Origin of the sequence: Pseudomonas costantinii (assembly GCF_001870435.1) — a bacterium.
GTDB classification, from domain to species: domain Bacteria; phylum Pseudomonadota; class Gammaproteobacteria; order Pseudomonadales; family Pseudomonadaceae; genus Aquipseudomonas; species Aquipseudomonas costantinii.
The window spans coordinates 137,487-149,244 of sequence record NZ_MDDR01000003.1; the positions used below are offsets into that span (position 1 = coordinate 137,487).

General features: G+C 61.0%; 13 protein-coding genes. 5 read left to right on the plus strand and 8 right to left on the minus strand.

Annotated features, from left to right (window positions below; genetic code table 11):
- Nucleotides 1-2: 2 nt before the first annotated feature.
- The 4 genes from BFL40_RS00725 to gpmI form a co-directional block, all read right to left on the minus strand.
- Nucleotides 3-788: a divergent polysaccharide deacetylase family protein gene (locus BFL40_RS00725; protein ID WP_071482606.1), complete on the minus strand. Its 786-nt coding sequence runs from the start codon at nucleotides 786-788 to the stop codon at nucleotides 3-5.
- 1 nt (nucleotide 789) lies between these two features.
- Complete coding sequence (locus BFL40_RS00730) at nucleotides 790-2,106, minus strand: S41 family peptidase (RefSeq protein WP_071482607.1); 1,317 nt, start codon at nucleotides 2,104-2,106, stop codon at nucleotides 790-792.
- A 30-nt stretch (nucleotides 2,107-2,136) separates the two neighbouring features.
- The gene (locus tag BFL40_RS00735) at nucleotides 2,137-3,432 is read right to left on the minus strand and encodes a murein hydrolase activator EnvC family protein (RefSeq protein ID WP_071482608.1); all 1,296 of its coding nucleotides are present in this window, start codon (nucleotides 3,430-3,432) and stop codon (nucleotides 2,137-2,139) included.
- 252 nt (nucleotides 3,433-3,684) lie between these two features.
- Nucleotides 3,685-5,211 carry a 2,3-bisphosphoglycerate-independent phosphoglycerate mutase gene (gene gpmI, locus BFL40_RS00740; protein ID WP_071482609.1) on the minus strand — a complete coding sequence of 509 codons (1,527 nt, stop codon included), beginning with the start codon at nucleotides 5,209-5,211 and terminating at the stop codon, nucleotides 3,685-3,687.
- Between the two features lie 150 nt (nucleotides 5,212-5,361).
- On the opposite strand from gpmI, the gene BFL40_RS00745 reads away from it, so the two are divergent.
- Genes BFL40_RS00745 through secB form a run of 3 tightly spaced genes read left to right on the plus strand, consistent with a single transcriptional unit; the run spans nucleotide 5,362 to nucleotide 6,553 of the window.
- A complete protein-coding gene (locus BFL40_RS00745) occupies nucleotides 5,362-5,775 on the plus strand; it encodes a rhodanese-like domain-containing protein (RefSeq protein WP_071482610.1) in 414 nt (137 codons plus the stop codon).
- A gap of 1 nt (nucleotide 5,776) precedes the next feature.
- Entirely contained in the window at nucleotides 5,777-6,031 is a 255-nt protein-coding gene (grxC, locus tag BFL40_RS00750; protein WP_010213876.1) for a glutaredoxin 3, read from the plus strand.
- Nucleotides 6,032-6,073: 42 nt separating this feature from the next.
- Nucleotides 6,074-6,553 (plus strand): protein-export chaperone SecB, encoded by a 480-nt coding sequence (secB, locus tag BFL40_RS00755; RefSeq protein WP_071482611.1) that lies wholly within the window; start codon nucleotides 6,074-6,076, stop codon nucleotides 6,551-6,553.
- Between the two features lie 145 nt (nucleotides 6,554-6,698).
- Here secB and BFL40_RS00760 read toward each other — a convergent pair whose 3' ends face one another.
- Nucleotides 6,699-7,154: a tRNA (cytidine(34)-2'-O)-methyltransferase gene (locus BFL40_RS00760; RefSeq protein WP_003171120.1), complete on the minus strand. Its 456-nt coding sequence runs from the start codon at nucleotides 7,152-7,154 to the stop codon at nucleotides 6,699-6,701.
- On the opposite strand from BFL40_RS00760, the gene BFL40_RS00765 reads away from it, so the two are divergent.
- On the plus strand, nucleotides 7,153-7,593 hold the full coding sequence (locus BFL40_RS00765) for a hypothetical protein (RefSeq protein WP_071482612.1): 441 nt from the start codon (nucleotides 7,153-7,155) through the stop codon (nucleotides 7,591-7,593). The genes BFL40_RS00760 and BFL40_RS00765 overlap by 2 nt on opposite strands.
- Before the next feature lie 314 nt (nucleotides 7,594-7,907).
- Nucleotides 7,908-8,087, plus strand: a complete 180-nt coding sequence (locus BFL40_RS33995; RefSeq protein WP_176999959.1) for a hypothetical protein — start codon at nucleotides 7,908-7,910, stop codon at nucleotides 8,085-8,087.
- A gap of 122 nt (nucleotides 8,088-8,209) precedes the next feature.
- Here the strand turns inward: BFL40_RS33995 and ntrC are convergent, their stop codons facing one another.
- From ntrC to BFL40_RS00780, 3 genes are all read right to left on the minus strand, one after another.
- A complete protein-coding gene (ntrC, locus tag BFL40_RS00770; protein WP_071482613.1) occupies nucleotides 8,210-9,646 on the minus strand; it encodes a nitrogen regulation protein NR(I) in 1,437 nt (478 codons plus the stop codon).
- Nucleotides 9,643-10,728 (minus strand): nitrogen regulation protein NR(II), encoded by a 1,086-nt coding sequence (gene glnL, locus BFL40_RS00775; RefSeq protein ID WP_024072896.1) that lies wholly within the window; start codon nucleotides 10,726-10,728, stop codon nucleotides 9,643-9,645. The genes ntrC and glnL overlap by 4 nt, the downstream gene beginning before the upstream one ends.
- A 325-nt stretch (nucleotides 10,729-11,053) precedes the next feature.
- Nucleotides 11,054-11,590, minus strand: a complete 537-nt coding sequence (locus BFL40_RS00780) for a chorismate mutase (protein WP_071482614.1) — start codon at nucleotides 11,588-11,590, stop codon at nucleotides 11,054-11,056.
- Between the last annotated feature and the right edge of the window lie 168 nt (nucleotides 11,591-11,758).

The window sequence follows — 11,758 nt, forward strand, 5'->3', positions numbered from 1 at the left end:
ATTTATCTAGGCACCGGGAAATACGTGCCGTTTTTCCCATGTCCAGCCATCGCCTGGTTACTGCGCACGCTGATCATCAACTTGATATCAATCCAGTCGATGCCCTGGGCCTTGAGCTTGGGCAGTTCGCGCTCAAGCACCGCCAGGGTTTGCGGGTAAGGGTGGCCGATCATCACCACCGAGCCTTGTTTATGGGCCAGCTTGATTGCGGTTTGCAGCTGCGTGGTAATTGCACCTTCAGTGCGTTCGTCATCGAGGAACACATCCCGCGAGACATGGGCCAAACCAATCTTCTGCGCCTCGGCGGCCGCGACGGTTTGCGCGCTGGTGCGGCTGTCGACAAAGAACTTGTTACGCCGTTGCAGTTCAGCCATCAACCAGGCCATCGCCGCCGGTTGCGCGGTCATGCGGCTGCCCATGTGGTTGTTGATGCCTGCGGTGTAGGGCACAGCCTTGAAGGCGGCGTCCAAGCGTTTGCCGAGTTCTTCGATAGGCAGGTCGGGGTGCCAGGCGAAGGGGCCAGTGGCCGGGTCCATGGGCATGTGCAGGATGACGATTTTGCCGGCCTTGTGCGCTTCACGCGCGAATTCGGCGGCGTGGGGCGTGTCGGGCATGATTGCCGTGGTCACCGGCCCAGGCAGGGCCAGCACACGACGGTCCCTGGGCAGGTTTTGCCCCAGGTCGTCGATGATGAGGGTCAGGTAGGCTTTGTGAGGCTCATCGGCAGGGGCCGCTTGGGCGACCCCTGCCAGGCTGAGCAGCGCAGCGATGATCAGTGCAAAACGCATATCAACGGCTGCGGGTGATGCTCAGGCCTTTGAGCAGGCTCAGCGCCTGGGCCAGTTGGTAGTCATCGTCCTGCGGCATCGGCTTGGCTTTGGTGCTGCTGCCGGACGGCTGGTCGGCGCCGCCGTTGCCATTGCCCAAGTGACCTTGCAGGTCAGCTTCCTTGTAGTACTCGCTGTCGGCCTCGTTGGTGATCTTGGCCTTGCGCACTTCGATGTCCGGGACGATGCCCTGGGCCTGGATCGAGCGACCGTTTGGCGTGTAGTAGAGCGCCGTGGTGATCTTCAACGCGCGGTCGTTGTTCAGCGGCAACACGGTTTGCACCGAGCCTTTGCCGAAGCTGGTGGTACCCATCAGCACGCCACGTTTTTGGTCTTGCAGGGCGCCGGCGACGATTTCTGACGCCGAGGCGCTGCCGCCGTTGATCAGCACGGCCAGTGGTACGCCTTCGCTCAGGTCATTGCCAGTGGCCGAGAAGCGCAACTCGGAGTTGGCGATACGGCCTTTGGTGTAGACGATCAGGCCTTTGGTGATGAAGTGGTCGACCACTTCCACCGCCGCCTGCAGCACGCCGCCTGGGTTGTTACGCAGGTCGAGCACGATGCCGTTGAGCTTCTTGCCGTTGTCTTTGCGCAGCTTGGCCAGGGCCTTGGCTACTTCGTCGCCGGTCTTGACCTGGAACTGGGTGATACGGATGTAGCCGTAGCCTGACTCAAGCAATTGGCTCTTCACGCTTTTGACAGTGATGGTCGCGCGCGCCAAGGTCACGTCAAACGGGGTGCCGCCGTCGCGTACCAGGGTCAGGGTGATTTTCTGGCCGAGCTTGCCGCGCATCTTGTCGACGGCTTCGGTCATGGTCTGGCCGCGGGTCGGCTGGCCGTTGATCTTCACGATCAAGTCGCCGGCCTGGATACCGGCCTTGGACGCCGGAGTGTCGTCGATTGGCGAAACTACTTTGATCTGGCCGTCTTCGGAGCCCACTTCGATGCCCAGGCCACCGAACTCACCGCTGGTGCTTTCCTGCAGTTCGGCAAAATCTTCCGGGCCCAGGTAGGCGGAGTGCGGGTCGAGGTTGCTGAGCATGCCCTTGATGGCATTTTCCAGCAGGGTCTTGTCGTCTACGGGTTCGACATAGGCAGCCTTGATCCTGTCCATGACCTCGGCAAAGGTGCGCAGCTCGTCCAGCGGCAGCGGCGCCTTGGTGGTCGCGGCCGTGGCGGCGGGTGCAGCCACAGCGGCCTGGTCGGCAAAAGCCAGAGGCGCGCCGATCACCAGGGCGATCGTCAGGGCCAGCGAAGTGAGGCGGGACAAATGCAGCATGTCGAACGAACTCCTAATGTAGATGCGACCCTATCCTTGGGAACGGCACCATTGTGCGGGATCGCTCGGGCGACCCTGCTGACGAATAGCGAAGTACAGCGCCGGAGTGTCCTGGCCACCACTGTTACCGACAGTGGAGATGGATTCACCGGCTTTTACAACATCACCTGCCGACTTGAGTAAAGTCTGATTGTGGCCGTAAAGGCTCAAATAGCCATTACCGTGGTCAAGAATCACCAACAAACCGGCACCGCGCAGCCAATCAGCAAACACCACACGCCCGCCGTGAACGGCGTGGACCTGGCTGCCGGCGGCGGCGCTGATCATCACCCCATCCCACTTGGCGCGGGTGTCATCGCCACGGGTTTCACCAAAGCGTGCCAGCAGTCGACCATCAACTGGCCATGGAAGTTTGCCGCGAGCTGAAGCAAAAGGGCCGCCGAACGACTCGCCACTGCTGGAAACCAGTGGGCCAGGGGCTGCATGCGCCGGTTTACGGGGCGCCGGGGCGTCGGTGGTGGCTGCCAGTTCGGCCTCACGCTGGCGCTTTTTTTCGGCTTCCTGCTGGGCGACCAGCGCTTTTTGCCGCGCTTCTTCGGCCTCACGTGCCTGGCGGGCCAGGGTTTCTTCGATGGTTTTGAGGACTTTGCCCAGGTCGGCCTGGTCCTGCTCGCGGGCCTGGAGTTTGGCGTCACGGGCTTTCACGTCGTTATTGAGCTTGGCCAGGGCCAACTGGCGGTCCTTACGCACCGTGTCCAACTGGTCGCGCTGGGCGTCAAGGTTGCTTTTCTGGTCGAGCAACTGTGACTGCTGGTCGGCAATTTCTTGCTCGACATTGGCCAGTTGCCGCAGGGTTTCGTTAAAACCCTTTAGTTGCGCCAGGCGTGCCTTGCTCAGGTAGTCGTAGTAGGTGAGGGTGCGGGCGAATTTTTCCGGGTTCTGCTGGTTGAGCAGCAGCTTGAGGTATTCCTGGCGGCCGCTCTGGTAGGCGGCGCGAGCCTGAATTGCGATCAGGCGTTGCTGTTCAACGCGGGCGCTCTGGAGTTTTTTTTTCTCAGCGTCGAGTCGCTCCAGTTCCGACTCGCTCTTCTTTAATTCTTTTTGCAGCTCCTGGACCTGCTTCTCCAGCTTGCCCATCTCGGTTTCCGTGCCGCGCAGGTCTTTCTGCACCCCGGATTTCTCTTCCTGGAGCTTGCCGAGCAGTTTTTTCAGCTCGGTAATGTCCTGACGCGTAGCGTCCAACTGTTGTTGGGTTTGCGCGCGCTCATCGGCAAAAGCCGGTTGGAGCAGGCAGACAAGAGCGAGGGTAATCAAGGCGCGAAGCATAGAGGCGGGCGACACCAGGGAAAGGGACGGCCTAGTATGCCCGCCAAGCGCGGCAAAAAAAACGCCCAATTCGGGCGGAGGAGCAAGATAGGTGCCGAGTGGTGGGCATATTGATCGTTCCCACGCTCTGCGTGGGAATGCATCGCGTGACGCTCTGCGTCACCAATGCGCAGAATTCGGGCTTGGTATTGCAAGTGGGACGCAGAGCGTCCCCGGCGGCATTCCCACGCAGAGCGTGGGAACGATCAGCGGTTACACCAGAATCGAAGTGCCAGTCATCTCGGCCGGCTTCTCCAGGCCCATCAGTTTCAGCATGGTCGGCGCCACATCCGCCAGCACGCCACCTTTACGCACTTTCAGGTCGCGCTTGCCGACATAGATGAACGGCACCGGCTCGGTGGTGTGGGCCGTGTGGGCTTGGCCGGTGGATTCGTCGGACATCTGCTCGCAGTTGCCGTGGTCAGCGGTGATCAGCGCTTCGCCGCCGACTTTTTCCAGGGCGTCGACGATGCGGCCGACGCACAGGTCCAAGCATTCCACGGCCTTGATTGCCGCTTCCAGATTGCCGCTATGGCCGACCATGTCGCCGTTGGCGTAGTTGACCACGATCACGTCATAACGCTGATTGTCGATGGCGTCGACGATCTTGTCGGTCACTTCCGGCGCGCTCATTTCCGGCTGCAGGTCGTAGGTGGCGACTTTTGGCGACGGGATGAGGATGCGCTCTTCCCCTGGGAACGGTTCTTCACGCCCGCCGGAGAAGAAGAAGGTGACGTGGGCATATTTCTCGGTTTCGGCGATGCGCAGCTGGGTCTTGCCGTTTTTTGCCAAGTAGTCGCCCAGCACGTTTTCCAGGCTGCCCGGGGCGAAAGCCGACGGGGCCGGGATGTTGGCGGCGTATTGGGTGAGCATCACGAACTCGACCTTCGGCTGGCGTGCGCGTTCGAAGTCCTTGAAGCCGGCATCAACGAACACATGGCTCAACTCGCGGGCACGGTCGGCGCGGAAGTTCATGAACACCACGGCGTCGCCGTCTTCCACTTTCACCGGCTCGCCGAGGGTGGTGGCTTTGACGAATTCATCGCTCTCGCCACGGGCGTAGGCGGCTTCGAGGCCTTCCTGGGCGGTGGCGGCGTTGAATTCGGCCTGGCCGTTGACGATCAGGTTGTAAGCCTGGGACACACGGTCCCAGCGGTTGTCACGGTCCATGGCGAAGTAGCGGCCTACCAGGCTGGCGATGCGGCCTTTGCCCAGGGCTGCGAAGGTGGCGTCGAGCAGTTCGATGGACGATTGCGCGCTTTTCGGTGGGGTGTCGCGGCCGTCGAGGAAGGCGTGCAGGTAGATCTTGTCGGCGCCGCGCTTGAAGGCCAGTTCGGCCATGGCGACCAGGTGGTCCTGGTGGCTGTGTACACCACCATCGGACAGCAGGCCCATGAAGTGCACGGCCTTGCCGGCGGCGACTGCTTTATCTACCGCCGCGCAAATGGTCGGATTCTCGAAGAACTCGCCGTCACGGATCGATTTGGTGACACGGGTGAAGTCCTGATAGACCACTCGTCCGGCGCCAAGATTCATGTGGCCGACTTCCGAGTTGCCCATCTGGCCGTCCGGCAGGCCGACGTCCATGCCGGAGCCGGAGATCAAACCGTTAGGCACGGTGGCGGTCAGGCGGTCCAGTACAGGCTTGTTGGCCGAGTACACGGCGTTGTCGTGGTGGCTTTCACTGTGTCCGAAGCCATCGAGAATTATCAGGACCAAAGGTTTAGGCGTAGTAGTCATAGATCCTCTCGCGGCGCTAATAAGGAAGACAATTGAAAAGGGAGTGGCAGTTTAAAGCGAAGTTCCGACCACGTCACCGCTTTACGGGGGTTGGCCGCCCCCGGCGGCTGTGTATACTTACCGCCATTTTAACGCCCTGGAACCTCCTTGATGGTTGATCACCTGATTGCATTTGCCACTGCCCACTATCTGCTCGCGGGTGCCTTCGTCATCCTGCTGGCGCTGCTGATCGCTCATGAAATGAGCCGTGGTGGCCGCAGCCTGAGCACGTCGGAGCTGACCGCGCTGGTCAACAAGGATGAGGCCGTTGTCGTTGATATTCGCCCGGTCAAGGATTTTGCCGCCGGCCATATCGTCGGTGCCCTGAACATTCCACAGGACAAGCTGATCGCACGCCTGGCCGAGCTGGAAAAACACAAAGCCAAGACCATCATCCTGGTCGACGCCCAAGGCCAGCACGCCGGCACCCACGCCCGCGAAATGCTCAAGGCCGGTTTCACCGCCGCCAAACTGTCCGGCGGTATCGGCAGTTGGAAGGCCGATAACCTGCCGCTGGTGAAGTGATATGAGCCAGGTTGTCGTGTATTCCAGCGATTGGTGCCCTTACTGCATGCGGGCCAAGGCCTTGCTGGAGAAAAAGGGTGTTGCCTTCGAAGAGATCAAGGTCGACGGCAAACCTCAAGTGCGCGCCGAAATGGCCCAGAAGGCGGGACGCACGTCCGTGCCGCAGATCTGGATCGGCGCCAAGCACATCGGTGGCTGCGATGACCTGTTTGCCCTGGAGCGCGCCGGTAAACTCGATGCGCTGCTGCTCGTCTGACTCCTAAACCCTAAAAGACCCCAAGATCAAGAAGGATCTGCGATGACTGACCAACAGAACACCGAAGCAGCAGAAGCTCAAGGCCCACAGTTTTCGCTGCAGCGGATCTACGTGCGTGACCTGTCGTTCGAAGCGCCGAAAAGCCCGGCTATCTTCCGCCAGGAATGGACTCCAAGCGTTGCGCTGGACCTGAACACCCGCCAAAAAGCCCTGGAAGGTGACTTCCACGAGGTCGTGCTGACCCTGTCGGTTACCGTCAAGAACGGCGACGAAGTGGCCTTTATCGCTGAAGTGCAACAGGCCGGTATCTTCCTGATCCAGGGCCTGGACGAAGCGTCCATGAGCCACACCCTGGGCGCGTTCTGCCCGAACATCCTGTTCCCGTATGCCCGTGAGACTCTGGACAGCCTGGTCACCCGTGGCTCGTTCCCTGCGCTGATGCTGGCTCCGGTGAACTTCGATGCCCTGTACGCTCAAGAGCTGCAGCGCATGCAACAGGAAGGTTCGTCGACCGTTCAGTAAGCCGACGATGTAAAAAAAGCGCCATAACCGGCGCTTTTTTTATGCCCTTGTAGGAGCCGGCTTGCCGGCGATGAGGCCCTTGAAATCGATGTAATGTTCGAGGTCGCTATCGCCGGCAAGCCGGCTCCTACAGAGTGAGAGGGTGTTATTTAAAGCCTAGCTGGCGCCAGCCTTCGTAGACGGCAACGGCGACGGTGTTGGACAAATTCAAGCTGCGGCAACCCTCGCGCATCGGCAAGCGCAGGCGATGGCCGTCGGGCAGGGCGTCGAGCACTTCGGCCGGCAGGCCACGGCTTTCCGGGCCGAACAGGAAGGCGTCGCCTTCGGCGAAGCTGGCATCATGAAACGGCCGCGAGCCCTTGGTGGTGAACGCGAACAGGCGTGGGTGGCCCAGGCTTTCCAGGCAGCTGGCCAGGTCGGCGTGGCGCTTGAGGGTGGCGTACTCGTGGTAGTCCAGCCCGGCGCGGCGCAGGCGCTTGTCGTCCATGTCGAAGCCCAGAGGCTCGATCAAATGCAGGTGGCAGCCACTGTTGGCGCACAGCCTGATAACGTTGCCGGTATTCGGCGGAATTTCTGGTTGAAAAAGGATGACGTGAAACATGCACGGCTCCGAAGGCAAAGATGCGCTGCATTCTACCCCCGAAGAGGACCCAAGGCCGAAGCTATTGCCGAGGGTTATGGGCTCATTGGCGATTGTCGGCCTGATGATCGGCTTGATGATCGGCCGCCTGACCACCCCGGACCCGGTTGAGCTGCAACAGGTAGAGACGGCGACGGATGGGATGATGGTGTGGTTCAACAGCGAACCCAAGCTGCACGGTGAGCATATCGACGGCACCGTGGCGCTGCTGTTCGACGCGCAAGGCAAGGCTGCCAGCGGGCAACTCAAGGTCAATGACAAGGATGTGAACTGGCGCGTGCGCAAGACCGACGGCGGGTTGCTGCTGAACCTGGTGGCGGCTCGGCCGTTGCGCGGGGACTGGAAAGGGGAGAAGGTCGATGGCCGCTGGCGGCTGGAGATCCGTCTCCAAGAGCAATAAAAGAGGGAATCCCCGGCCTGCCTGTACCAAGGTTCCCAAAACGGGCTGGGGCTATGGGCGGCGTGCCGCATAAGCCCCGGGTGTAAAGAAGGGAGTTCCCGGCCTGCCTGTACCAGGGCTCCCAAAACGGGGTGAAGCTTTAAAGGCTTCGGTGTTAAAGAGGGAGTCCCCGGCCTGCCTGTACCGAGGTTCCCCAAAGCGGTGTGGAGCGCGACGCGGTTCGCATCAAGCACTCCGGGTGTAAAGAGGGGATTCTCGGCCTGCCTGTACCAAGGTCCCCGAAACTGGGTTGTACAAGGGTTATTGCAGGGCGCGTGCCAGAACTTGCAATTTGTACCGAAAAAAATTCCCAGAAAGCGCAAAGCCCCGGAATACGGGGCTTTGGTGTTTTTGGTTTTCAGATTTTTCTCAGCGTGGCCGAGATTTTAAGCATTGCATCCGTGCGCGATGCCGGTTCGTGGTGCATTGAAGCGGTGCACGAAGATCGGGTTTGATCGTTCCCACGCTCCGCGTGGGAATGCATCCTGTGACGCTCCGCGTCATGACTCTAAAAGCGGACGCAGAGCGTCCAGGGCGGCATTCCCACGCAGAGCGTGGGAACGATCACGGGCGGTGATCAGCCCTCATCCCCCTCATCATCATCCCCACCATCGACCTTCATACCCAGCTCCTTGATTTTGCGAGTCAGGGTATTGCGGCCCCAGCCCAGCAGCACGGCGGCGTCGCGACGGCGGCCGGCTGTGTGCTTCAAGGCGGTCTCGATCATGATCCGCTCGAAGGCCGGCACGGCGCTGTCCAGCAGGTTCGATTGGCCGCGTGCCAGGGCCTGGTCGGCCCATTGGCGCAACGCTTGTTCCCAGTTGGTGACCGGCGCCGAATCCTGCGGCAGGCTCAACAGCTCCGGCGGCAGGTCGCTGATATGCACTTCGCGCCCGGACGCCATCACGGTGATCCAGCGGCAGGTGTTCTCCAGCTGGCGCACGTTACCCGGCCACGGCAGGTTCTTCAGGTATTCCTCTGTCTCGCTTTTCAGCAGCTTCGGCTCAACCGCCAGCTCTTGGGCGGCGCGGCTGAGGAAGTGGCGGGCGAGGGTCGGAATGTCTTCGCGGCGGTCCGACATGCGTGGAATGTGGATGCGGATCACATTGAGGCGGTGGAACAAATCCTCACGGAATTTGCCCGCGTGCACCAGGGTTTCCAGGTTCTGGTGGGTCGCGGCGATGATGCGCACGTCGACCTTGACCGGCGTGTGCCCGCCGACGCGGTAGAACTCACCGTCCGCCAATACGCGCAGCAAGCGGGTTTGGGTGTCGGCCGGCATGTCGCCGATCTCATCGAGGAACAGCGTGCCGCCGTCCGCCTGTTCAAAACGACCGCGACGCAGGTTGGCTGCACCGGTGAACGCGCCTTTCTCATGGCCGAATAGCTCGGACTCCATCAAGTCCTTCGGAATCGCCGCCATGTTCAGTGCGATAAACGGCGAGGCCGCCCGTGGGCTGTGACGGTGCAGGGCGTGGGCTACCAGCTCTTTACCGGTACCCGACTCGCCGTTGATCAGCACGGTGATGTTGGAGTGGCTCAAGCGTCCGATGGCGCGAAACACTTCCTGCATCGCCGGGGCTTCGCCGATGATTTCCGGGGTCCGGGTCAGCGTCGGCGGGGCTTCCTGGCTTTGCTGTTCCTGGGCGTGCTGGTTGGCGCGCTTGACCAGCGCTACCGCCTCGTCCACATCGAACGGCTTGGGCAGGTATTCAAACGCGCCGCCCTGATAGGACGCGACAGCGCTGTCCAGGTCGGAGTGCGCGGTCATGATGATCACCGGCAGGCGTGGGTGCTGTTCGCGAATCCGCGCCAGCAAGTCCAGGCCACTGGCGCCGGGCATGCGGATGTCGGAAATGATCACGTCCGGCTGCTGGCGAGCCAGGCGGCTCATCACCCCGTCGGCGCTGTCGAAGCTCTGGGTGGTCATGCCTTCCTGTTGCAAGGCTTTCTCGAGGACCCAGCGGATAGAACGGTCGTCATCGACGATCCAGACAGTTTCACTACGGCTCATGTCGATGGGGCTCCTTGTTCCAGAGGCAGAAAGATCGAGAAGGTGGTGTGGCCAGGATGGCTCTCACATTCGATCAGACCCTGGTGCTGGCTGATGATGTTCTGGGTAATGGCCAGGCCCAGCCCGGTACCGTCCGGACGGCCGCTGACCATGGGAAAGAAAATGGTTTCCTGGAGTTCCGCAGGAATGCCTGGGCCGTTGTCGATGATCTCGACCTTGGTCACCAGGCGATGGCGCACGTGGCCGATGGTGAACTGGCGCAAGGCGCGGGTGCGCAGGCTGATGCGCCCCAGGCGCAGCTCGTTCTGGCTGCTGATGGCCTGCATGGCGTTGCGCACGATGTTGAGCACGGCCTGGATCATTTGCTCGCGGTCGATCAACACGTCGGGAATGCTTGGGTCGTAGTCGCGCACCAAGGTGATGCAGCCTTGGCTTTCGGCCTCGACCAACTGGCAGACGCGCTCAAGTACCTCGTGCACATTGGTCATCGCCAGCGACGGCAGCTTGTTGGAGCCGAGCATACGGTCCACCAGGTTGCGCAGGCGGTCGGCTTCTTCAATGATGACGTTGGTGTAGTCCTTGAGGTGCTCGTCCGGCAGCTCTCGAGCGAGCAATTGCGCGGCGCCGCGAATCCCGCCGAGCGGGTTTTTGATCTCGTGGGCCAGCCCGCGCACCAGCATCTTGCTGGTTTCCTGTTTGGACAATTGCGCTTCTTCTTTGGTGATGCGCAGCAGGCGGTCGCGGGGGTGCACTTCGAGCAGCAGCAGGGTGGCGCCGTTGCTCAGGATTGGGGTCACGGCGTAGTCGACGGTCAGGGTCTGGCCGGTGAGGGCCGTGAGCATCGCCTCGCGCTTGGTGAACGGATGTGCCTGCTCCACTGCCTGGCGCAGCGAGCTCAAGGCTTCGGCCGACTCGGTGAACAATTCGCTGATGAACTGCCCATGGCTGCGCTGGCCGCTGATGGCCAGGAGCATCTCCGCCGCCGGGTTCATATACTCAAGACGCAGATCGTCATTGAGCAGGATGGTCGCGGTGGTCAGGTTGTCGAGTAACAAACGGTGCAGTGCATCGCTGATGGTCATCAGGACCTCTTTTGGAGCAAGGCGCGGGCTTGAGGCACACGCTGATACAAGGAAAATGCAAAAACCAAACCAAGGCTCCGAAAAGAAGCGCGAAAGCCTTGAAATGGGTGTTTCAGGCGCGAAACTGTGGCGTTCTGCCAGCTTGCTCGGGAAGAATCGAACCAAAATGGGCTGGGAAGGTGGGAAGAGTGCAGGCTGTCGCACCAATATAGTGCGGTTTTGTGACGATTGTTCAGGAAAGCGTGGAGGGCGCATCTGAATGCCCGCAATCCAAATGTGGGAGCGAGCAAGACCGCTCCCACAGTTTTGATTGGGTTTGCAGTCTTTAACCTTTGTAGATGCACAGCTCGGCAGTGGCGCGGATCATCGCGAGCTGGCGCGTCGGGTCATTCAGCGGCTCATGAACGGCTGCGGCCAGCCACTGGGGGCACTGCGGGTCGGTGCGCTGCGGGGTGAAGTCGGCCAGTTGCTGGAGCAGACGCTTTTGCAGTTGGTCCAGCTGCGGGCGAATTTGCTTTACCAGATCCGGGCGCGGGTCGTCGGGCGCTTGGCCTTGGAACTGCCAGTCGGAAAGGTGGGTGTATTGCACCAGTTTATTGGCCTCGATCTGCGCCGAAAAAAATTGCTCGGCAGCGGCGGGGTCCAATTTGTAAGTGAGCGCCTGGGCGACGACGCTGGCAATCACTTCCTGTTCCCGTTTCTTGTCTTCTACGGGCTTGTGGCTGTCCCATTTGCTCAGGGCCACCTGGTCGGCGATGGCCAGGCGTTCGGCGATGCTGTTGAGCAGGGGCTCCAGGGTGGGCGGTGCAGCGAGTGCGCTGCCGCTGACAAACAACAAAGCGTATGCAAGTCGTAGCTTCAAAGGTGATCTCCTGTGGGGCGGCGGTGGGCAGTGTGTCAGTCAATACAACAGGTGCCTGATGCCGCGCAATCGCGGGCAAACCTTCTGCAGCATTTTTTAAAAACTCCGGACAAAAAAAGACCTCCCGAAGGAGGTCTTTTTTCATCACGCCACGTTAAGCGGCGCTAC